A 20886-nucleotide genomic window follows, 5' to 3' on the forward strand; every position below is an offset into this window, starting at 1 on the left:
GTTAATAGGCTGAACCGTAAATTCTCGACTTGTAACACCGGTACACAGCCGCCTTTTCAGCGACTCTTAGAGGAAGCCTATTCATGAGCAGCAAATCACCAAAAAAGGTCCATGAATTGTCGTTACGTAATAAGGATTCGAGCCTGGCTGCATGCCAGGAAGCCCAGTCATTACAGCAATACCTCCAGGCAGCCACCTCCGACAACACCCGCAAAGCGTATCGATCAGCCATCCGGCAATTTGAAAAATGGGGTGGTCGCCTGCCTTCGGATCGGGATGCCGTCGTGCGCTATCTACTGGCAAGAGCCGAAGCGCTCAATCCCCGAACCCTGGATTTACATCTGACCGCCATTAGCCAATGGCACCATTACCAAGGGCTCATCGATCCGGTAAGTGATCCGCTGGTCCGCAAAACCATGGAAGGCGTCCGCCGTACCCATGGCCAACCCAAACGCAAAGCCAAGGCATTGCGCTTGGAGCACGTCGTCCAAATGGTGAATCATTTGCGGCAACTGCCAGACACCAAAAAGAAACTGAGGGATATCGCGCTGGTGTTGACCGGCTTTTTCGGTGCCTTTCGCCGTAGTGAATTGGTGGCCATTCAAATCGGTGATCTGGTGTGGGAACCAGAAGGACTTCTCATCCGGCTGTCTCGTTCCAAGACCGATCAACAAGCCATGGGCTTAGTGCGAGCATTACCTTTCGGTGCACCAGGCTGCTGTCCTGCTATGGCCATGAAGAACTGGATAGAATTGGCTGATATCAATGAAGGTCCGGTTTTTCGTCCCATTAACCGTTGGGATAGGGTTCAACCCAAAGCATTGAATCCCGGTGGCATTAATGAATTACTCAAGACTTTGGGCAAGGCCTGTCAGTTCGATTTCGTACCTGACTTAAGCAGTCATAGTTTTCGCCGCGGCCTCTCTACCTCAGCGGCTCGGGAGCGCGTGGACTTTGAACTAATTAAAAAGCAAGGAGGCTGGAAAAGTGATGCTACCGTTTGGGAGTACATTGAGGAAGGACAGCAGTTCAATAATAACGCATCAATAATTCTGATGGAAAAAATGAGCTTGTTGCTGAACGCTCAATCCCTAAAAAAGGGAAAGTAAATCCGCAGGATCGAAATCATCTCGGTGCAAACATGATCATACCCATCCCTAACAAGGTGATGGCCATGCCTACAAAATCCCACAGATGCGGGCGAATCCCATCCACACCCCACAACCACAGTATGGCCACCGAAACATAAACGCCGCCATAGGCCGCATAAACCCGCCCCGCAGCGGTCGGATGAAGAGAGAGCAACCAGGCAAACAGCGCTAAGCTGAACGCTGCCGGCAACAGAATCCATACGGATGCGGATTTCTTCAGCCAGAGGTATGGCAGATAACAGCCAACTATTTCCGCAATAGCAGTGATGATGAACAAACCGAGCGTGGAGAGTATGGACATACGAAGTTCTCTTATTAGTGCTGGTCCGTTTGGCTGGGCACGGGTTGATCCCTGCATGCTTCTTCTGCCAGCTCGATTTCAATTGTGGTGTGAGCCAGCTCGTACGTTTCCAGGGCTGACTGGATGATGGCCTTGAGCTGTGCGTATCTCGCCAGATCTTGCGTCAGCACGGCTTTAACATGAGCTGTCAATACGTGATGTTCTCCATCGAGGGACCAGAGGTGTAAATGGTGTACGTCGTCGATTTCCTTGAGTGACATCAGGGACTCGCGAATGCTCTCCAGCAAATCTGGATCAGGCACTGCCTGAAAAAATAACCGCCCTGTTGCCAATAGATTACGTAGTACGTTGATCAGAATAAACAAGGTGAAGCCGATCGACAGCAGCGGGTCGAGAATGGGCCAGTCGACGAATTGCATGACCGTCGCCACAATCAGCACAGCCACCCAACCCAGCACGTCTTCCAGCAAATGCCAGTTGAGCGCCTTTTCGTTCAAGCTTTTTCCCTGGCTAAGGCGATAGGCGGCGTAGCCATTCACCGCCACGCCCAGCACGGCAAGGGCCAACATTCCTTCGGTATGTGGCATGACGGGGTCTGCCAAGCGGGGAATGGCCGTGACCAGTATCCAGACCGATCCCGCGATTAACACCAGGCCATTAATCAGAGCGCCAAACAGCGACAGCCGCCGATAACCATAAGTGTACTCAGGATTGGAGGATTTCTGACCCAGACGGTTCAGTAGCCATGCACTGCCAATGGAGAGGCTGTCGCCAAGATCGTGCACCGCATCGGCCATGATGGCGGTGCTGTTGGTCAGCCAGCCACCGATAAATTCAATAATCGTGAAGATCAGGTTTAGGAAAAACGCCCAGCCAATTCGCTTTGAACTGCTGGAATGGTCATGATTATACATGAATACTCCCACAGATTGCGTCGCTGCTCAGAGCAACGACGCAATCAGGATACTATTTTGGTTTTCGCTCAGCAGCATCGCGTCGGTGCACCCAGTGATATAATACCGGCAACACCAGTAGGGTCAGCAGGGTTGAGGAAATGATGCCGCCGATCACCACCGTCGCCAGCGGGCGTTGCACTTCGGCCCCGGTGCCAGTGTTCAGCGCCATGGGCACAAAACCTAAGCTAGCCACGAGCGCGGTCATCAGCACGGGACGCAGACGGGTCAGAGCCCCTTCTGTTACGGCCAACACCAGATCTCCCTTTTCGTGCCAGAGATCACGAATGAATGCGACCATAACCAGACCATTCAACACTGCGACGCCGGACAGGGCGATAAAACCAATTCCCGCAGAGATCGACAGTGGCATACCTCTCAAATAGAGCGACAGCACACCACCGGTCAGTGCCAAGGGTACGCCACTGAAAATGATCAGGGCGTCCTTCAACGAGGCAAAGGCCATCACCAAAATGCCCAAAATTAGCAGTAAAGTAATGGGCACCACGATAGCGAGGCGTTGGCTGGCCGATTCCAACTGTTCAAAGGTTCCCCCGTAATCCAGCCAATAACCGGCGGGCAACTTAACCTGCTCGGCGATCTGCGCCTTGACGTCCTCAACAAAACTGCCCAGATCCCGCCCACGAACATTGGCCGTCACTACCACCCGGCGCTTGCCGTTTTCACGGCTGATCTGTGCCGGTGCGGGTGAAATGTCCAGCTCCGCCACTTCTTCAAGCGGGACGTACTCTCCGTTGGGCAAAGGCACCGGCAAAAAAGCCAGTTTTTCAAGGTCGCGACGCAATGTTTCAGGTAACCGCACAATCAATTCAAAGCGACGATCGCCTTCGTAGAGAATGCCTGCGGACTCACCGCCAATTGCCGCTGATACCCAATCCTGTAGCTCAACGACGTTCAGCCCGTAGCGGCCCAGCGCGGTGCGATCGGGAATGACCGAGAGTGTCGGCAGACCGGTCACCTGTTCCACGCGGGCATCAGCGGCACCCGGCACTTTGCTCAGGACTTGGTGGATCTGATTGGCGGTCACAACCAATTGATCCAGATCATCACCAAAGACCTTGATGCCCAGATCGGCCCGCACGCCGGATATCAACTCGTTGAAGCGCATCTGGATCGGCTGGGTAAACTCGTAATTGTTGCCAGGCAACTCCTCCAGGGATTCCTCCATCTCCCTGACTAAGTCTGTCTTGGTTTTGGCCGGGTCCGGCCATTCGCTGCGCGGTTTTAGAATCACGAAATTATCGGCCACATTGGGCGGCATCGGGTCGGTAGCCACTTCAGCTGTGCCAATCCGGGCAAACACTTTGTCCACTTCGGGGAACGACTTGATACGTTGCTCTAGAATCTCCTGCATTTCAACGGCTTGCTCCAAGCCAGTGCCCGGAATGCGCATGGCGTGCAAGGCGATATCGCCTTCATTGAGTTGCGGAATGAATTCCGAGCCCAACGTCGAGGCCAGCCATAGACACAAACCGACCAACAAGGTCGCCATCCCTACGACCAGCCAGCGAAACTTCAGAGCAAGTTCCAACAGCGGTGCATAGACCTTCTTGGTGACACCGATAAAAACGCTTTCTTTTTCGCTGATCCTCCCGCGCAAAAATACGGCCACGGCTGCCGGTACTACGGTCAGAGACAGTACCATGGCGGACAGCAATGCCATTACCACGGTGGCGGCCATGGGGTGGAACATCTTGCCCTCGACACCCGTCAGCGAGAAGATGGGAATGTACACCACCGTTATGATGGCGACACCAAACAGGCTGGGGCGAATCACTTCAGCCGTGGCCTCATAGACGGTATTCAACCGCTCTCGCAAGGACTGGATGGTGCCATTGTGCTGGACCTGGGCCAGGCGTCTCACCGCGTTTTCGACAATAATAACCGCGCCATCCACAATAAGCCCGAAGTCCAGTGCGCCCAAACTCATCAGGTTGGCGGATACTCCGGTCTTCACCATCCCGGTAATGGTCATTAGCATCGAGAGTGGAATGACAGCAGCGGTGATAAGCGCGGCACGCAGATTGCCAAGCAGCAGGAACAGTACGACAACAACCAATAACGCCCCTTCAAGCAGATTCTTGGTCACTGTAGCAATGGCCTTATCGACCAATGCAGTGCGATCATAGACCGCTTCAGCCACCACGCCGTCCGGTAGCGAGGCCTTGATCTCCACCAGCTTTTTGGCCACGTCCCTTGATACCGCGCGGGAGTTTTCTCCGATCAGCATCATCGCTGTACCCAGTACTGTTTCTTGGCCGTCCTGGGTTGCGGCCCCGGTGCGCAGTTCCTTACCGATGCCAATCTCAGCAACATCGCGGATCTTAATGGGCACATTGTCGTGTTCGGTAATGATGACGTTGCCGATGTCTTCCAGCGTCGCCAACTGGCCTGGGGAACGCACCAGCAGTTGTTGCCCGTTGCGCTCGATGTAGCCGGCACCGCGGTTATCGTTATTGGCTTGGAGGGCCTGCACCAGGTTCTCGACGCTGACATGGTAATACAACAGTTTTTTCGGATCGGGCAGCACATGATACTGTTTGTTATAGCCCCCGATGCTGTTGACCTCGATCACGCCTTTCACCTGGGCCAGCTGCGGTTTGATGATCCAGTCCTGGATTTCACGTAGCGCCGTCGCGTCATAGGGTTTGCCATTGCTCTGCAAAGCACCCGGCTCGGCTTGCACGGTGTACATGAAGATTTCGCCCAGGCCTGTGGAGATTGGCCCCATCTCAGGCTCGATACCCGGTGGCAGCACACTCTTGATCGCGCCCAACCGAGTATTGATCAAGTTGCGTGCGAAGTAGATATCGGTGCCTTCCTCAAAGACCACGGTTACTTGCGACAGGCCGTAACGTGACAACGATCGGGTATAGGCCAGATTCGGCAACCCATAAAGCGCGGTTTCCACTGGGTAGGTAATGCGTTGCTCGGCCTCCAGCGGCGAATAGCCGGGAGCCGCCGTATTAATTTGTACTTGGACGTTAGTGATGTCCGGCACAGCGTCGATGGGCAGGTGTTGATAGCTCCAGATCCCGATGCCCAGGATCACCAGAGTCAGACTCAGGAATAAATAGCGCCGCGCAATGGCAAGGCGCAAGATGGACTCGATCATGATGCGCCTCTTAGTGTTCGTGTTCCGCTTCGGATTTTTCGATGTCGGCCTTGATCAGGTAGCTGTTCTTGCTGACATAGGACTGCCCGGGGTTCAGACCTGATAACACTTCGACGTAACGGTCATCAGCACGACCAAGTCGTAACGGCGCAAAGCCGTATTCGGATGCGTTTTTGACAAATACACCCGGCTGTTCGTTTAGGGTTTGAATGGCCGCTTTCTCAACCGCCAGATCCACTCGGAATTCCCCCACGATAATTTGTCCTTCTACCAATAAACCGGGCGTCAATCCGCTGGAGCGGTTATCGAGTTTTACTCTCGCCAACTGATAAGGCTTGTCGAGCGCAGGAATGATGTGCTGGATCTGGCCACTGAATTCTCGCTCATCCACATCGATGTGCGCTGACTGGCCTGCCTTGACAACGGATTGTTGTGACGGATAAATGCGGAATTCCGCCCACAAGGTGTCGAAATTCGCGATGGAAAACAGCACTTGATCCTGTGTCATTTCGCCGGTGTTGGCGTGGCGCTGGATAACGGTCCCACTGATAGGAGCTTGGATCGGATAGACTTTCAGGCTTTCGTTGGATTCCACTTCAGCAAGTAAATCGCCTTTTTTGATGGCGTCACCGATGGTGTGCTTAACCGATTTGATCAGGCCGGAGTAACGCGCCCTCACATGGCTGATTTGTCCGGCGTCGGTGGTGAGACGGCCGTAGGCAACGATACTCTGGCGCAGCAGTTGGGACGAAGCACTGGCGGTTTTGATTTCCACCTGGGCGGCCATGACATCATCAATACGGGTACTTTGTTCTTCTCCGTGTTCACCACCGTGACCATGTTCTCCCTCATGATCGTCATGATCCTTTTCATCATTGCGATGTTCTTCATCAGTATGCGTATGATCCGTTTCATTTTCGTGGTGCGCTTCGTCATCGTGAACCTCTTCGCCTTCCTGATGGCTGGTTTGGGGCGCATGATCTGCGTGTGAGTGGCTTTTTTTGTCCGGTGTTTCAGCGGCAAATGCAGGGTTCTGACTCAGCCACCCCACAAGTATTGCGGATAATATCAGGGTCAATTTCATATTAAAAAATCCTGTCTGGTTTGCTCGCACCGTTTCGCAAATGTTGAACAGCGCGGCGAGTAAGGTTTATTCCGTCAGCGGCTGCGCCGTAAGCTGTTCGATGACCGCTTGATTCAACAGTGCGACGGTTGCCGTCTCAATCATCTGCTGCTTGGCGTTCAGTAGCTCCTGTTGCGCAGTAATCCAGTCTTGATACTTCAAGCGTCCCCGATCATAGGCTTGGCGAGTGATCGTCAGAGCTTTTTCCAGATCGGGAATCACGCTTTGCTTCAGCTGCTGATGGGCCGCAATAAACTGCTCACGTTGCGAATAAGCACTATAAAGCCGACTATGCAGCGCCAATAACCGGTCGCTGCGCCGATACTCCAGTGCATTGCGTTCTGCCAGCGCGGATTTTACGGTACCGCTGTTACGACTTTCATTGAACAAGGGCATGGAAAAGCCGAGCGTGAGCGCTGAGTCCCCTGTCTCCTCGAAGCGTCTAATGCCAAACTGCCAACCGAGGTCGGCACGGTTCTGAGTCTGTGCCAGACGTACTTCGGCGTCTTTCAAGCGTTGTTCAGAAGCAAAAACCATGATGGCCGGTGATTGTTGAACCGCTGTGTATAGGTCAGAAAAAGCTTGGCTCTGACCAAAAGCGAACAGATCTCCCTCGACGCTCGAGAACTCGATCTTCGTGCTTCCCCAGAAACGCGCGAGTGCGATCTTCTGCCGTTCCAGGCGTCGGCGTAAATTTTCTTGCTGGATGTTGGATTGGGTGAGCATGGCCTTAGCACGCATCACTTCAGCGTCCGATATTGCGCCACTGTGGGCGCGATTTTTGACGGTGTTGTGCAACGATTTTGAAAGTTCCACCGCTTCTGCTGCCAGTTTCAGCTCCTGTTGCGTGGACATAAGTTGAATGAAGCTGCCAGTTAACTCTCCGAGGACATCAAGGGTTTGCGCCTGTCGTTCGAGTTCTAGCGTGTTCATTCTTGCATTCGCTAAGGCAACGCGTGATTGTCGCTTGTCTCCAAGCTCGATTACCGAAGAAAGGGCTACGGTCAGCTCAGCGCTATCGAAGCTCGATACCTCACCCGTACCCGCGAAATTCTCTAGTTCCACACCCAACTGATACGCGGGCTTCAAATCAGAGGTTTCGCGCTCCGATGCCAAGCGCTGGCTTGCAAACTCAAACTGATGCAACTGTGGATTTTGTTGCAGAGTTCTTTCAATAGCCGTTTGTAATGTCAGCGCTTGTTGTGTATTTGCTGAATAGGAGAATGACGAGATGAGTGCGCAGCTCATGGCAAGTATCAGCGCAGCACCCCATTGCTGTGGCACTAAATAATTTTTTAACATAGGTAAACCTTTCAACGGTTTGGCAATAAGGTTCTCTGTCCGCTTGTAGAGGACAGAGAACCACCCTTTATTTGGCGATATTGCCGCTATGGGAAGGGTTTACCTCGGTTCTGGGCGGATCACGGTGAAAAGCCACTTTGACCACGGCATCCGAAGGTAATGGCTTGTCAAATACTGCGGAAAACTGTACGCCGCCTTTTTTCTTCATGGTATGGGTCAGCATGGAAGGCACGTAATCTGTCGTCGTTTCGGCGATGAGTTGACCTGATTGTGAATAAGCTGCTACATCCACATGGCCGCGGGGCAATCCCATGGGCAGGCTGGATGTCAGGCGGCCCGATACCTTGGTGGAGGCATCGGCCGAATAAGCCATCAGCTTTTGGAAGCGCCATTCCTGATCTGGCTGCGGGACAATTTCAACAGAATAGTTTTCGCCCGCCCAAGCAGACGCAATAACACAAGAACCCAATAACAGGGAGACAAGAAATTTTTTCATGGTTCGTTCCTCACAATTGAACAAGTCGATAACCGAGACAACAAGTCCGGTCGGTATTAATGCCTGAGTATTCGACTAGCCAATGGGAGGGGGGTTATCCGGTGCTCCGGCGAAAGAATGGTAGATAAAGCGGTAGTCCGAGCTCCCTTTACCTAACGTTGTGAGTTCCAGGTTATCCGGATGGCCACCCAGATATAAACACGTCATGCCATGGCAATGGCAGCAGTGATGACAATCCTGGAGAACTGAGCTGGCGGGATCGGCGGCCTTGGTTGCTTCCATGGAGGTTTTCTTGACTGAATCAGCAGGAGCTGAATCATGCTCATGATCGAAGTTTAGGTGTTCTGTTCCAGACTGATGAAATCGGTGGGCGTCCGCCATGGCAGCCACGGATTGCAACGCAATCAGTGCGGCTAACAACAAGGTTAAATAATGGCGGATGTTCATGTGAATTGTGGAGCCCTTATGTTATTCGGTTCAAAACACTGATAGAGACTATCATATTATAGAAGAATTCCCCAAATGCTCATTTTTAATCAGGATTTTAGCTGCAAAATACGTCGTGCTCCGTTTAGGACAACGACACCAATAATGAGACCAATCAACAGATCCGGATAGCGAGAACCGGTCCAAGCCACCAATCCACCGGCAAGGATCACCCCTAGATTGGCAATCACGTCATTGGCGGAGAATATCCAGCTAGCTTTCATATGGGCACCATTATCCCGACTTTTAGCAATCAACAGCAGACAGGTCACATTGGCCACCAAGGCGACAAGGCCGAAGCTCATCATCAAAGTGGAAACCGGTTCACTACCAAATACCAATCGCCTTACCACCTCGCCCAAAGCGCCCAAGGCGAGAATGATCTGAAGCCAACCGGAAAAATGAGCTGCGCGCAACTTCATCCGCACACTGTGCCCTACGGCATACAGCGCCACGCCGTAAACGGCGGCATCAGCGAACATATCCAGGGAGTCCGCAATCAAACCAGTGGATTGTGCCCACCAGCCAACGGTGATTTCAATGGCAAACATGATGCCATTGATTGCCAGTAGCCACTTGAGAATACCAGCTTCTCTTTCTGCCTCCTGCTTTGCGGAGGCCTGTGCACGGACGAGGGGCTCGCTGGCGACGGGCGTTGTGCTTACCAGCCTCGCGCCCAGACCGACTGATTGCATTCTTTTTTCAATAAGGTCAGCGTTATCACCATGGTAGACACGCACCTTGCGCTTGGGGGTATCGAATTCCAATGTGACTTTAGGTTCCGTACTGTCCAATGCCATACGGATCATGCCTTCCTCTGAAGGACAGTCCATCTTGGGAACATGATACTCACTAACAAAGCCGCCATGAGCAGTATCGTGTATCTCGGCAGTCTGGGACGTGTTCTCCGTCGCGTCACTTTGGCAATGGCCACCGCATCTGGTTGTCATAAAAAGCCCTTGTTCTATCCAAGGTGTGCAGTTTAAACTCTATAGTCACTATAGAGTCAAGCGCAGAGATTGAGTAAATGAAGATTGGCGAGCTGGCAAAAAGGACGGATTGCTCGGTGCAAACTATCCGTTACTATGAAAAAGAACAGTTGCTGTGCACGACTCAGCGTAGTGACGGCAATTTTCGACTTTACGATGAAGCTGCTATCGAACAGCTGCTATTTATCAAGCTCTGCCGCAACCTGGATCTCAGTTTGTCCGAGATCCGCCAGTTACTCACATTAAAACGCTCTCCGGGCGCGCAATGTGATCAAGTCAATCGCATGATGGATGAGCACATTCAACAAGTAGAAACACGCATTCAGGAGCTGGTTGAACTGCGCAAGCATTTGAAAGTGCTTCGCCGCAGCTGCTCCAGTGAAAGGACGATCGAACAGTGCGGCATCTTGCAGACGTTAACCACTGATCAGCATAAAAATCGGTAATACTTGCGCGCTTGAAATCGGACGCCTGTGGTTTCTCGTGTTTCAATTTGGACAGTATTTAAAAAATACCAGGGAAACCAGAAGCCGTTCGTTTCTGAAAAATTGCGAGCGAATTTAAGCGCCGCAACAGTCGCCTTTGCCCTTACTTTCTGGTGCGAGTTGAATCGGCGGACAAGGCACGGAGCCATAAGAACAATATACACAGCAGTCACCCGCTTTGGGTTTCAACAAGGTTTGACACTGTTTGCACTCGTAGAACCATTGGCAGGCGTCAGTCGGCATGGTTTCCATTTTTTTATGGCCGCATTCGGGACAAGTCAACTCTGACTGCAAAATCACCTTTGGCATCATGGTGTTTCCTTTTTTACGATGGTTGACGGATAACCGGCATTGGTGGTCGCTTCGACCAATCTGTCAACGTTGGTCAGAGAATCCTCAAAGGTCACTACGGCTTGCTTATGCTCATAACTGACCTCGGCTTTTGTCACGCCTTGGACCCTGGTCAGCGCCTTTTTAACCGTGATCGGGCACATGGCACAGTTCATGGTTGGCAGATCCAGCGTGATGGTTTGTGGCTTGGCCCAGGCCGAGAAGCTGGCGATGGTCAATGCGAGACTGAGAATGATTTTCTGTATGGTTAGCTCCAGAGTGTTCATGCGAACAGAGGAATCCAGTAGGCACTGGTAACAAGAACCAGCGCGACGATTACCGCGATCCAGAAAACCATTTGCCGCCGTTTCCGAGTTTGCGGCACAGCGCAGGCGGTTCCCGGTTCACAGACCTCGACCGGTTGATAAACCTGCCAGCCCGCCCAACTGAACAACAACATAACAAGCATGATGAATACGGGACGGTAGGGCTCCAATACAGTCAAGTTACCGATCCAGGCCCCGCTGATACCCAGTGACAAGAGCAGGAAAGGCCCAACACAACATAGGCTCGCGCCGATGGCAGCGGTAATGCCACCGATGATAGGTAGCCTTGTGTTGGTGAATGACTCTTTTCCTGCCATCGCCGACTCCACTTTATTGACCTGATGAAATCAGTGTAAATGCCGTACCAAGGTACGGAGTCAAGCCCAATGCCTTTTATTGACGAGGATCAGGTTGGAGGGATTCAACAATAGGACAAGCCGCATTATCAGGATTGGTCCGGCACTGTGTGACGAGTTCTTCCAACACCTGTTCCAGGCGGTGCAGATCGTTAATTTTTTCACGCACGCTGGCCAGCTTTGCTTCGGCCAGTTCCTGGACTTCCGAGCAATGCGACTCGCCCAATGACAGCAGGTTGTTGATCTCCTCCAGCGTAAAACCCAGTTCCTGGGCACGTTTGATGAATAAAATTCCAGCCAAGGTTGCGTTTGGGTAAGTACGGTATCCCTCGGCGGGTTTGGGTGGTTGACGGATCAAACCACGGCGTTCGTAGTAGCGGATGGTTTCGACGTTGACACCTGCTGCCTTGGCTAACTGGCCAATGGTGTAGTTTTCGTTCATGACCAGAGCGCTCCCAGCGGGACAGCATAGAGATTGTCACCAAAGGCCGTCGTGTGATCACCATCGTAGAGCAATGCACCGATTTTGCAGCGCTCTCCGGCCACACTTTGAAAGCGTTTCAAGCCGGTAAAATCCTTGGCACTCAAGGTTGCCGCAGCCTTGACCTCAATGGCAAAACAGTCGCCCATGGCGTTTTCGATGATCACATCAACTTCCACTTTGTCCTTGTCGCGGTAGTGGTAGAAGTTCAACGGCTCCTCGATCCACACCGCCTGTTTGCGCAATTCGTTGTAGACGAATGATTCCAACACCAACCCAAAATCGCCTGGATGTTTCAGCAAACGCTCCCGATTGAGGCCCCGCACGGCGCACATCATGCCGGTATCGACCGAGTGCAGTTTGGGCGTTTTCACCAGGCGCTTATATTCGTTGGAGTGCCAGGCCGGCAGCTGTTCCACCAGGAACAACTGCTCCAGTAAGGCCATGTATTTTTTGATGGTCAGCCGATCCAGGCCCAGTTTGCTGCCCAGCTCAGTCAGATTAACCAGCTTGCCGGCATAGAACGCGGTGAGCTTGAGCAACTTGGCCATGAGATCTGGGTGATCGATGTGGGTCAGATCGCGGATATCCCGCTGGATCAAGGTGCTCAGATACTGTTGATACCAGGCTTGACAACGCCGCTCGCTGGTCCGTTGTAAAGGCTCTGGAAAGCAACCGGTCACCAAGCGATGGAGCAGATGCTCCCGCACACGGATGTCCTGGGTGGTGGGTACGTTCTGATCCAGCAGTTTGGTCAGAAAGCCCGCTTGCCGACCCTGGATTTCGCACTCCGATAGCGTCATCAGGCGTATCGATTCCATCCGGCCTGCCAGGGAATCCGATAACCGGGGCAACAACAAAGCATTGGCGGAGCCCGTCAATAGAAACCGGCCGGGGGTACGCAGTTCGTCCACGGCCTGCTTGATGGACACAAACAGTTCGGGAAGACGTTGTACTTCGTCGAGGGCAATCCGAGTGGGCGGCAGATTGCGGATAAACCCAACCGGATCAGCCCGGGCAATCTCAAATTGGGCCTGATCATCCAGGGTGATAAAGGTCCAGTTGTCAGCTCCCGTTTCCGTGATCAGCGTTTTCACCAAGGTGGTTTTACCGGCTTGGCGAGGGCCCATGATGAACACCACCGGCGTATCACTCAGCGCCTCTTTGACATTGTGATCAGAATAACGTGGATACATGAATGGGATCCCAGCTAATTGATGGTTGAAAAACGTCTATTAGGTATTTTAATGTCGTCCATTCGTTATTACAATAGCGTCTGATTGCGAAAAGGCTGCCACACGGTCGCTTATCGAAAACTCTAATAGAAACGAGCTATAGAAATTGCCGGCGAAACTGAATACTTGGAATCCCAATGATGACCGCTAAAAACCTGTTAGCCAGACTGCGTCATCCGTTGATGCCACTATCAGCGGAAATCTAAGTCGATGGCAGCCATCTATCAGACAGCCTATCCTCGAATCAAGTCAGATATCACAGAAGACGAATTGGGGGATATTTATACACCTACAACGGAAGATCAGCGATGGGCTTTGCGTCACTGTAGACGGTCAAGCGCCTCTTTTTTGGGATTATTGGTTCAATTGAAGACGACACAACGTTTGGGCCGATTCGTTGGTCTTGGCGATATTCCCAAACCGATTATCGCGCATATCAAAACCCAGTGTCGCTCGCGGGTGACACAGCAGGACCTCCATACCTATTACACATCGGGCGCGAAGGACCGCCATGTAAAGCTGATTCGACGCCATCTCAATATCAAAGCCTACGATGCCGCTAAGACATCTGCATTGGCGCAGACTTGGGCACTGGAAGCAGCGACCACCAAGGCGGCATTACCGGATATTATCAATGTCACGCTGGAATATTTGGTCAAAGAGCGATACGAACTCCCGGCGTTCAGTGTACTTGAGCGTATCTGTCAGGCGGCCAGGGCTGAAGTCAACACTCGGTATTACGATCAATTGTGTGATTTTTTAGAGTCTGAAAGTCGCCAGTGCATTAACGATATTCTTCGATCCAGCACGGGGTTAAATGGTTTTGGTTGGAGTACTCTGAAAAATGAACCCAAACGCCCGACCCCTCGTAATATCCACGCGTACATCCAATACCTGGAGTGGCTGACATCTCTGCAAACCCTTTTACCCACGGATTTGGGGTTGCCGCCGGTGAAACACCAGCAATTTATCAACGAAGCCAAGGCCCTGGATTACGCTGAGCTGATAAAGCTCCGGCTGAATAAGCGATTTGCACTCGTCATCGTCTTAATTCGCCACCAATACGCACAAACTTTGGATAATGCCGCCGATATATTTATCAAGCTGCTGTTAAAAATGGATCGCTCGGCGCAAAAGCTGCTGGAGAAATATCTGGCAGACCATCAAAAGCAAACCGATCATTTGATTTCTGTGCTGTCTGGGACAGTTAAGGTGTATCTGGATAAGCCCGATTCGGTGACGGCCTTTGATCCGGTACTGGGAAAGAACAGTGATCAGCTACTGCAAATGTGCGAGCAATATATGGCATTCGCAGGCAACAACTATTTGCCGTTCATGGTTCAACTCTACAAAAAACAACGATCGACCTTATATCGCACGATTGAAATACTCAACCTGGCATCGGCCACGGAAGACAAGGATTTGCTCAATGCTTTTCAGTTTATTTTGAAGCACAAACAGCGTCGCACGGAGTTCCTGTCCATTCAGAACGATCCGAACGATCCATCTTCCAGGAATGTCATCAATATTCGCTGGATTCGAGAAAGCTGGTGGAAATTAGTCACGGGAAAATCAACCAAATCAGCACAGGTGACTGAGGTTAATAAAAGCTGTTTTGAGCTGTGTGTGTTTGAACGGATCGCTGAAGAACTGAGTACCGGTGACTTGTTCGTTCCCTACAGTGAAACCTTCGATGATTACCGGGAGCAGATGATCACCTGGGAAGAATACGAAGCGCAGTTGCCTACCTATTGCGAGGAAGTAGGGCTCGTCGCCGGTGATACAGAATTTACAAGCTCCCTGAAGAAGTCGATGGAGGAAAGCTGTTGTAAAGCTGACAGCCGATTCCCTGATGACGAACTGGTTCGCATTGAAAATGGGAATCTAATTATTGGAAAGCCAAAACCGGATCAACCATCACCAGAAGTCGAAGAAATTGGAGCGCTATTGCGCGATCGATTGGACAAAATCAATGTGCTTGATGTGATTATCAATGTTGAAAAATGGCTGAACCTGAATAAACATTTTGGGCCGTTGTCGGGTTTTGAATCACGTATCAGTGACCCAGTGTTACGTTTTGTTCTGACCATATTTTGCTATGGCACTAATATCGGCCCCACCGAAACCGTACGTTCGGTGCAGGGCATATCTCGCAAGCAAGTCGCTTGGCTTAACCTAAAGCGCACCACAGAGGCCCGTCTCGATAAAGCCATTGCGAAAATCAATAGCGAGTACAAAAAATACCGGCTCATAGAGTGTTGGGGATCAGGCAACAGTGTGTCGGCCGACGGAAAACTTTGGGATCTCTACGAAGATAATTTGCTATCTGAATACCATATTCGGTATGGCAGCTACGGCGGCATTGCCTATTACCACGTTTCGGACACCTATATTGCATTGTTCAGCCGGTTTATTCCCTGCGGTGTCTACGAGGCGATTTATATCCTGGACGGCCTACTCAACGATGAATCTGATTTTAATCCGGACACCGTTCACGGCGATACACAGGCGCAATCCACACCCGTCTTTGGCCTGGCGTACCTGCTGGGCATCAAGCTCATGCCGCGTATCCGAAATATCAAAGATCTCAGCTTTTATAAACCTGATCGCTCCATGGTGCTCAAGCATGTTCAGTCCTTGTTTAAGGAACCGATCAAGTGGGATCTCATTGAAAAGCACTATGCGGATATGATGCGAACGGCCATGTCCGTTAAAGCAGGAAAAATCACCGCCTCGACAATCCTGCGCCGGTTCGGCACCAAGAACCGGAAAAACAAGCTGTACTTTGCGTTCCGAGAGCTTGGGCGCGTGGTTAGAACCATGTTTTTGCTGGAATACATTACCGACGTTGATCTACGCAAAACAATCCAGGCAGCGACCTGTAAGAGCGAAGAGTTCAATGAGTTTGCCCGGTGGTTGTTTTTTGCTAATGGCGGGAAAATTCCCGCAAACTTAAGACACGAACAAAGCAAAATCGTGAAATACAATCATTTGCTGGCCAACTTCGCGATCCTATACAACGTAAACGCGATGACCGAGGTGTTTAATCAATTGAAGTCGGAAGGGCACAATATCACTCGCGACCACATGGCCGCATTCTCGCCGTACCACACCGAACACTTAGGCAGATTGGGAAGTTTTGAGCTAGATCTGACCAGGCAGGTCAAGCCCATGACTTTTGAGCTTCTTGTTGATTAATGCTTTAAATTCAAATGGTTGCATTCCAAGTGGCTAAATTCAACGCTTTTACCGGCCGGACCTCTTACAGGGATGGGCATAGAAGTGGGTTGAATCCAAAGTGTGGGATGATCTCAAAATTGTCTAAGAGATATTGATAAACGATCAAGGCGTCAGGGCAAATTGAAAACCTCCTACATCGTCAATAGAGATTGAGGGTGATTCCACTACCATTCATGTCCTCTGAGAGAGTCCAGGCGCTTTTGTACTTCGTAGAGCGCCCCGAAGTCCCCTTTCCCGATCAGGCTCAGTAATCAACGTGTACCGCCAGTTGATTAGTTATGGCCGTTAGTTGGGGAAAGGTTCTTTAGCGCATCCTCGATCATCTCTTCAGGTGGCTCTTCATATATAAGCGTGGTTGATGGATTAACGTGCCCCGCTATTTTTTGCGCTATTTTCACCGATTTTTTCTGTTTATGGATCACATTGGTGATTAGCGATCGCCGACCACTGTGAGAGCTGGCTTTTTCTATTCCAGCCCAATCACGGAGCATTAATGCCATATGCTCTTGTAACGTGTTTGGAGAATATGCGCCGCCTTTTTGGGTGATAAAAAGAGGGGAGGAGGGCTTGAGTCGTTCCTCTTTAACCAAGCGAAGATGTAAGTATTCAGACAATGCCTCTCTGAGATCAGCATCAACCATTGGTAAATCTCGAGACTTACCACGATGTTTCTTCACTGGCGGATAAAAGTTTTCTGGATCTATTTCAGCGCCCGATTTAGCAAGCGATTCGATTTGCCGAACCAGTTTATTAAAACTGTCTATATCGAAGCTAATCGTATGACGGTGATATTTGGATTTGGAGCGTTTCATCGCATCAGCCCCCTTTGTATAGGAAGCTGGCAAACTAAGAACCTCGTATAGATGAAAATCCGTTCCGCTAGGATTAAGTCGAGCAACTTCTTTAATCTGGAGGAGCGATATTTCCTGGGCACGAAGGCCGAGCTTAAAGCTAATCTGCATGATGGCCGTGTTCTTTTCAGGGTATCGATGTTGTTTGATAACATCAAACAGATATCGCTGCTGCTCTACGGTAGGAACTCTGGCTTGTCCAGACTTGGGCATTTTGACCTCCGAGTAGGGATAGATTAAATCCGTAATAATAAGATTTTAACGGATTATAGTGATTTCGATAGTGAGGTTTGACATAGAGTTGCAATTTTCCACAATACAACCAATATCATGATTTATCGGGAAAAAACCGGAGATCGAACATGAAATCTGAGATCGATATCGAAGTCGCCAAGAAACTTTTCCATAAAATCGCTAGTGAATGGAGCCTTACAGCCGCAGAGATAAACGCTTTACTCGGTGGCACTGGAGACATCGATGATCGCCAATTAACCGAAGAAGATATATTGAAAATTTCCACGATAGCTGGAATCTACGGAGCACTACAGACCTTGTTTGTTGACGAGAGCCAATGGCGTGGTTGGGTCAGAAAGCCAAACAGCGATTGGAACGGGCTATCCGCTTTGGATGTGATGATCTCTGGAAAGCTTGAAGATATTCAAAAGGTTCGAAATTATCTCTCCGCCTGGGGCGAACAGCACAACCTTTAACTCTCTAGCCACTCATACCTGATATCTAACTCTATCCCAAACCTTAGTAATAGCCATACTTGTGGATCTGGACGACGACATTACTAATTGTCTTGGAAATTCACCATTTGTTCTGGAAATCTTCACTGTTTTACTTGGTCATCCATTTGGGGCTTCTACCTGGTGTTCCCAGGATATAGCATTCGGCATAATATATATTATGTTAAATTCGTCGAGCCGACAGAATGGCCCCCAATCACGATAGTCAAATGGTTACGCTCCTGACGTTGTAAGGATCGAAGGCTAATAGCCATGAACACTCCAAGATATTATTTTGTTGTTGATGCTCAACCTGCACCTGGTGGACGCAATAAGGGTTTCAACAAGTATTCTGCAGCCCGTCGCAGTCCGTCACCATCATCACCCAGTTGCCCACCAGGGCTTATTACTGCAGAGACTAACATCCGAATCAACAGCTCACCCGCAACATCCAACTCATCTTCGATCAACCAATCAAGGAATTTTGGCTGGCGCATGATGGAATCTGAATATTCGATGCCTGGCAACACGACCGAGCTGGGTAATTCGGAAGATCCCACCAAATTAATCTATAACCCATATTCCGGTAACGAAATCACGGCCAGCTTCGAGGTCATTTTATTTGAAGCCAGTTATCGCTTCTTTTTCTAGTGATCAGAGCCGGCGTGCGCATAGGCATAGAGGGTAGCGTGGTCACTCCCGCAGCTTTGGCTGATTCAGCAACATTCAGCTCTTTGTAAGCATGGGTTTTCAAAAGTCGTTATAGCCCATGAGTATAGTCGCGCAGATACTCCAGTGCCTGTACCCGCTTCAATTCCAAGGAGCTGAAGTACTCAGATCGGGCTCTGTCTAGTTCTACCATCCTATCTTGAGATGCCAGAGACTCTTCCACAAGAATCTGACCGCGCATAACCATCCATGCATCCACTCTGGATTGCCAATCCGAGCGTTGTTGATCCAGCTTTTCCAAGCGATCCGTAGCCGCCGAACCCACTACACTCTCCCGGATCTGGCGCAAGGCAGCAGCATCACCCTGCTCCATTTTCCATCCCTTTTTAAGTTGAGACAAAAGCTGAAGCCGGGATACCGAAGCTATCTGTTGTTTAATAGGCTCAGGCAGCGCCGCTTCGAGTTCGGCGATGGCTGCGGCCTTCTCGGTGGATGGTAGTTCTGTATTTTCTACTAACGCCAGCTTTGCCAAGGTGTATTCGTCGAATAGATCCTCTTCTTCGTAAAATGCGCGATCCACGTGAGGGCTAAGATAATGAGAGCGCAATTCCAGAATCAGCTGCTTGTTATTGCGGAGAGTAGCAGAAGTCAATTCTCTTTCATCAGAAAATCGAAATGAATCGATCTTCATGTTACTTGGTTCATCCCCCATGGCTTCCCGTAATGCAAGATATTCCTCTAAGGCCTGTAAAGCCTGTACTGCGGCTAAATCCGGGAGCTGCCAGTTAATATAGGCTTTAATACGTCCGATGATCTGATCTTTCGGTTCTTCACCCACTGCATTCAGAAAAAAATCAAATACGCGACGTACATCGGAATTCAAAATCAGGTTACCCGCCGTATCGGGCTGCAATTCACCGTCCACCTGAATACCTTGCAAGGAGTTAGGCAATGACTCCAGTCCAGTAGTAAAAGGAGTCCGATTTATAAGGCGCCTGGTGTCCGAACGATTGTCGCTACCGGGTTCGGGATTGAACACGATGCCCGATCCGGATTCTTGGTGGAAGATGAACAATGTAGTGCCGAAAATGACACCAAACAGTGCCGGAAATAAAAACCGCTTACGCATGTCAAAGACCTTGCAGTTTCAAACGGTTCGCGTGCTGGCGAAACAGTGCTTTTGGGTTTGGATTGAACATACCGACCATCCCGAAGAAATGATTAATCTCATCCAGGTGATTCATACGGTAATCGTCTCTGATGACTGTGCCCAGATGACTACCACAGCGTTCCACTAGTCCATCATTTTCAGTCGGGAACAGCGTTGCAGTCAGCGCAAATACATAGTCCGCAGGATCAAAGTAATTATTGAACGGCTTGGTACCGCTCCATGAATAATAACGTACCCCATCGACGACAGGTTCACCTTCACCACATTCCTCCAATGGAACGCCAGCAGGGTAATTGGCATTAAATTCTGTGGCGCCTATTGTGGATAGAGAATATAGGGTGCCACGTGGGTCTCTGGGCAGGGATATATCATTGTTTGTCTCCAGCAGTCGGTTATAGAGTGACGTCACCAATTCCATAACACCGTCTACCACAACGCCGATAACCGGTGTATCCAATGCGGAAATCACTAAGTCCACCGCTTTGGTGCCAAAGGTCGGTGAACCAATCGTGGTAACAGATGCAACCTTTTCAGGAGCAACCCCCGCAGCATAACGCACGGTCGGGCCTCCCTGACTATGACCGATTAAGTTCACTTTATCTGCACCGGTTATTGCTAGAATGGTCTCAATTTCAACCAACAATTGCTCGCCACGCATTTCATTCAGGCCAAAAGGTGATACTTGAACGACATGAACATCAGCACCATGTTTTGCCATGTCCTGGGGAATTCCATACCAATAGTCAATAGGGCCGATTTTATCGAAACCGAACGTTCCATGAACAAGCACAATGGGGTAACGGGTCTTGGCGTATTCGTCGGCATTTGCGATGACTGAAAAAAGAAATACAGTAAGACTCAATACGCTAAGAAACATCTGCTTTTTTGTTTTCATCATATGCTCCGATGTTTAGGATCCACGCTTTAACTATTGCACAGCTCTAGAACGTTCAGCTGCATGAAGGGATACAATGATAATCCGAGCTTAAGCTTGATTAAACTCGGATATCGGATGTACTCTAGGCGGTAGCGTTTATTCGTCTAACGTATTGTAATTAAGGGTTATATTTTGTGTTC

The 20886-nt window shown here is 50.3% G+C and carries 22 protein-coding genes; 5 read left to right on the forward strand and 17 right to left on the reverse strand.

Going from position 1 to position 20886, the window contains the following annotated elements; genetic code table 11:
- Positions 1-83: 83 nt before the first annotated feature.
- Complete coding sequence (locus tag Kalk_RS01095) at positions 84-1109, forward strand: tyrosine-type recombinase/integrase (RefSeq protein WP_101892454.1); 1026 nt, start codon at positions 84-86, stop codon at positions 1107-1109.
- A gap of 16 nt (positions 1110-1125) precedes the next feature.
- On the opposite strand, the gene Kalk_RS01100 is transcribed toward Kalk_RS01095, so the two are convergent.
- The 8 genes from Kalk_RS01100 to Kalk_RS01135 all read right to left on the reverse strand — a co-directional run bounded on the left by Kalk_RS01100 (position 1126) and on the right by Kalk_RS01135 (position 9898).
- Positions 1126-1452, reverse strand: a complete 327-nt coding sequence (locus Kalk_RS01100) for a YnfA family protein (RefSeq protein WP_101892455.1) — start codon at positions 1450-1452, stop codon at positions 1126-1128.
- A gap of 14 nt (positions 1453-1466) precedes the next feature.
- Positions 1467-2366 (reverse strand): cation diffusion facilitator family transporter, encoded by a 900-nt coding sequence (locus Kalk_RS01105; RefSeq protein ID WP_101892456.1) that lies wholly within the window; start codon positions 2364-2366, stop codon positions 1467-1469.
- Between the two features lie 52 nt (positions 2367-2418).
- Positions 2419-5541, reverse strand: a complete 3123-nt coding sequence (locus tag Kalk_RS01110) for an efflux RND transporter permease subunit (protein WP_101892457.1) — start codon at positions 5539-5541, stop codon at positions 2419-2421.
- Between the two features lie 10 nt (positions 5542-5551).
- A complete protein-coding gene (locus tag Kalk_RS01115; protein ID WP_101892458.1) occupies positions 5552-6625 on the reverse strand; it encodes an efflux RND transporter periplasmic adaptor subunit in 1074 nt (357 codons plus the stop codon).
- Positions 6626-6691: 66 nt separating this feature from the next.
- On the reverse strand, positions 6692-7966 hold the full coding sequence (locus tag Kalk_RS01120; protein WP_233716777.1) for a TolC family protein: 1275 nt from the start codon (positions 7964-7966) through the stop codon (positions 6692-6694).
- A 67-nt stretch (positions 7967-8033) separates the two neighbouring features.
- The gene (locus tag Kalk_RS01125) at positions 8034-8462 is read right to left on the reverse strand and encodes a hypothetical protein (protein ID WP_101892459.1); all 429 of its coding nucleotides are present in this window, start codon (positions 8460-8462) and stop codon (positions 8034-8036) included.
- A 75-nt stretch (positions 8463-8537) separates the two neighbouring features.
- Positions 8538-8909, reverse strand: coding sequence for a hypothetical protein (locus Kalk_RS01130; protein WP_101892460.1), 372 nt, complete (start codon positions 8907-8909; stop codon positions 8538-8540).
- Between the two features lie 89 nt (positions 8910-8998).
- A complete protein-coding gene (locus Kalk_RS01135; RefSeq protein WP_101892461.1) occupies positions 8999-9898 on the reverse strand; it encodes a cation transporter in 900 nt (299 codons plus the stop codon).
- Between the two features lie 77 nt (positions 9899-9975).
- On the opposite strand from Kalk_RS01135, the gene cadR reads away from it, so the two are divergent.
- Positions 9976-10383 (forward strand): Cd(II)/Pb(II)-responsive transcriptional regulator, encoded by a 408-nt coding sequence (cadR, locus tag Kalk_RS01140; RefSeq protein WP_101892462.1) that lies wholly within the window; start codon positions 9976-9978, stop codon positions 10381-10383.
- 114 nt (positions 10384-10497) lie between these two features.
- Here cadR and Kalk_RS21635 read toward each other — a convergent pair whose 3' ends face one another.
- The 5 genes from Kalk_RS21635 to Kalk_RS01165 form a co-directional block, all read right to left on the reverse strand.
- Positions 10498-10734 (reverse strand): GDCCVxC domain-containing (seleno)protein, encoded by a 237-nt coding sequence (locus Kalk_RS21635; protein ID WP_456077568.1) that lies wholly within the window; start codon positions 10732-10734, stop codon positions 10498-10500.
- Positions 10731-11018 (reverse strand): mercury resistance system periplasmic binding protein MerP, encoded by a 288-nt coding sequence (merP, locus tag Kalk_RS01150; RefSeq protein ID WP_101896162.1) that lies wholly within the window; start codon positions 11016-11018, stop codon positions 10731-10733. Before merP ends, Kalk_RS21635 begins: the two co-directional genes overlap by 4 nt.
- Before the next feature lie 17 nt (positions 11019-11035).
- Complete coding sequence (locus Kalk_RS01155; protein ID WP_101892463.1) at positions 11036-11395, reverse strand: mercuric transporter MerT family protein; 360 nt, start codon at positions 11393-11395, stop codon at positions 11036-11038.
- Between the two features lie 76 nt (positions 11396-11471).
- Complete coding sequence (gene merR, locus Kalk_RS01160; protein ID WP_101892464.1) at positions 11472-11876, reverse strand: Hg(II)-responsive transcriptional regulator; 405 nt, start codon at positions 11874-11876, stop codon at positions 11472-11474.
- Positions 11873-13111 carry an ATP-binding protein gene (locus Kalk_RS01165; protein WP_101892465.1) on the reverse strand — a complete coding sequence of 413 codons (1239 nt, stop codon included), beginning with the start codon at positions 13109-13111 and terminating at the stop codon, positions 11873-11875. The genes merR and Kalk_RS01165 overlap by 4 nt, the downstream gene beginning before the upstream one ends.
- A gap of 249 nt (positions 13112-13360) precedes the next feature.
- Here Kalk_RS01165 and Kalk_RS01170 point away from each other — a divergent pair, with 249 nt between their 5' ends.
- Positions 13361-16348, forward strand: a complete 2988-nt coding sequence (locus Kalk_RS01170) for a Tn3 family transposase (protein ID WP_101892466.1) — start codon at positions 13361-13363, stop codon at positions 16346-16348.
- Between the two features lie 314 nt (positions 16349-16662).
- On the opposite strand, the gene Kalk_RS01175 is transcribed toward Kalk_RS01170, so the two are convergent.
- Complete coding sequence (locus Kalk_RS01175) at positions 16663-17454, reverse strand: site-specific integrase (RefSeq protein WP_101892467.1); 792 nt, start codon at positions 17452-17454, stop codon at positions 16663-16665.
- Between the two features lie 149 nt (positions 17455-17603).
- Between Kalk_RS01175 and Kalk_RS01180 the strand changes: the two genes are divergently transcribed.
- Entirely contained in the window at positions 17604-17951 is a 348-nt protein-coding gene (locus Kalk_RS01180; RefSeq protein WP_101892468.1) for an MbcA/ParS/Xre antitoxin family protein, read from the forward strand.
- Positions 17952-18277: 326 nt separating this feature from the next.
- On the opposite strand, the gene Kalk_RS01185 is transcribed toward Kalk_RS01180, so the two are convergent.
- Positions 18278-18466: a hypothetical protein gene (locus Kalk_RS01185; RefSeq protein WP_101892469.1), complete on the reverse strand. Its 189-nt coding sequence runs from the start codon at positions 18464-18466 to the stop codon at positions 18278-18280.
- On the opposite strand from Kalk_RS01185, the gene Kalk_RS21155 reads away from it, so the two are divergent.
- Positions 18465-18620, forward strand: coding sequence for a hypothetical protein (locus tag Kalk_RS21155; protein WP_158643252.1), 156 nt, complete (start codon positions 18465-18467; stop codon positions 18618-18620). The genes Kalk_RS01185 and Kalk_RS21155 overlap by 2 nt on opposite strands.
- A 109-nt stretch (positions 18621-18729) precedes the next feature.
- On the opposite strand, the gene Kalk_RS01190 is transcribed toward Kalk_RS21155, so the two are convergent.
- Both Kalk_RS01190 and Kalk_RS01195 read right to left on the reverse strand, forming a co-directional pair.
- The gene (locus Kalk_RS01190) at positions 18730-19767 is read right to left on the reverse strand and encodes a lipase secretion chaperone (RefSeq protein ID WP_101892470.1); all 1038 of its coding nucleotides are present in this window, start codon (positions 19765-19767) and stop codon (positions 18730-18732) included.
- A 1-nt stretch (position 19768) separates the two neighbouring features.
- Positions 19769-20704, reverse strand: a complete 936-nt coding sequence (locus tag Kalk_RS01195; RefSeq protein WP_199767988.1) for a lipase family alpha/beta hydrolase — start codon at positions 20702-20704, stop codon at positions 19769-19771.
- Positions 20705-20886: the final 182 nt, after the last annotated feature.

It is taken from the genome of Ketobacter alkanivorans, assembly GCF_002863865.1.
In the GTDB taxonomy this organism is placed as follows: Bacteria; Pseudomonadota; Gammaproteobacteria; order Pseudomonadales; family Ketobacteraceae; genus Ketobacter; species Ketobacter alkanivorans.

What these genes read in the sequence shown, in the direction of transcription:
- Kalk_RS01095 (WP_101892454.1), top strand. Translation starts at nt 84, where the DNA reads ATGAGCAGCAAATCACCAAAAAAGGTCCATGAATTGTCGTTACGTAAT.
- Kalk_RS01100 (WP_101892455.1), bottom strand. Translation starts at nt 1,452, where the DNA reads ATGTCCATACTCTCCACGCTCGGTTTGTTCATCATCACTGCTATTGCG.
- Kalk_RS01105 (WP_101892456.1), bottom strand. Translation starts at nt 2,366, where the DNA reads ATGTATAATCATGACCATTCCAGCAGTTCAAAGCGAATTGGCTGGGCG.
- Kalk_RS01110 (WP_101892457.1), bottom strand. Translation starts at nt 5,541, where the DNA reads ATGATCGAGTCCATCTTGCGCCTTGCCATTGCGCGGCGCTATTTATTC.
- Kalk_RS01115 (WP_101892458.1), bottom strand. Translation starts at nt 6,625, where the DNA reads ATGAAATTGACCCTGATATTATCCGCAATACTTGTGGGGTGGCTGAGT.
- Kalk_RS01120 (WP_233716777.1), bottom strand. Translation starts at nt 7,966, where the DNA reads ATGTTAAAAAATTATTTAGTGCCACAGCAATGGGGTGCTGCGCTGATA.
- Kalk_RS01125 (WP_101892459.1), bottom strand. Translation starts at nt 8,462, where the DNA reads ATGAAAAAATTTCTTGTCTCCCTGTTATTGGGTTCTTGTGTTATTGCG.
- Kalk_RS01130 (WP_101892460.1), bottom strand. Translation starts at nt 8,909, where the DNA reads ATGAACATCCGCCATTATTTAACCTTGTTGTTAGCCGCACTGATTGCG.
- Kalk_RS01135 (WP_101892461.1), bottom strand. Translation starts at nt 9,898, where the DNA reads ATGACAACCAGATGCGGTGGCCATTGCCAAAGTGACGCGACGGAGAAC.
- cadR (WP_101892462.1), top strand. Translation starts at nt 9,976, where the DNA reads ATGAAGATTGGCGAGCTGGCAAAAAGGACGGATTGCTCGGTGCAAACT.
- Kalk_RS21635 (WP_456077568.1), bottom strand. Translation starts at nt 10,734, where the DNA reads ATGATGCCAAAGGTGATTTTGCAGTCAGAGTTGACTTGTCCCGAATGC.
- Kalk_RS01155 (WP_101892463.1), bottom strand. Translation starts at nt 11,395, where the DNA reads ATGGCAGGAAAAGAGTCATTCACCAACACAAGGCTACCTATCATCGGT.
- merR (WP_101892464.1), bottom strand. Translation starts at nt 11,876, where the DNA reads ATGAACGAAAACTACACCATTGGCCAGTTAGCCAAGGCAGCAGGTGTC.
- Kalk_RS01165 (WP_101892465.1), bottom strand. Translation starts at nt 13,111, where the DNA reads ATGTATCCACGTTATTCTGATCACAATGTCAAAGAGGCGCTGAGTGAT.
- Kalk_RS01170 (WP_101892466.1), top strand. Translation starts at nt 13,361, where the DNA reads ATGGCAGCCATCTATCAGACAGCCTATCCTCGAATCAAGTCAGATATC.
- Kalk_RS01175 (WP_101892467.1), bottom strand. Translation starts at nt 17,454, where the DNA reads ATGCCCAAGTCTGGACAAGCCAGAGTTCCTACCGTAGAGCAGCAGCGA.
- Kalk_RS01180 (WP_101892468.1), top strand. Translation starts at nt 17,604, where the DNA reads ATGAAATCTGAGATCGATATCGAAGTCGCCAAGAAACTTTTCCATAAA.
- Kalk_RS21155 (WP_158643252.1), top strand. Translation starts at nt 18,465, where the DNA reads ATGATGGAATCTGAATATTCGATGCCTGGCAACACGACCGAGCTGGGT.
- Kalk_RS01185 (WP_101892469.1), bottom strand. Translation starts at nt 18,466, where the DNA reads ATGCGCCAGCCAAAATTCCTTGATTGGTTGATCGAAGATGAGTTGGAT.
- Kalk_RS01190 (WP_101892470.1), bottom strand. Translation starts at nt 19,767, where the DNA reads ATGCGTAAGCGGTTTTTATTTCCGGCACTGTTTGGTGTCATTTTCGGC.
- Kalk_RS01195 (WP_199767988.1), bottom strand. Translation starts at nt 20,704, where the DNA reads ATGAAAACAAAAAAGCAGATGTTTCTTAGCGTATTGAGTCTTACTGTA.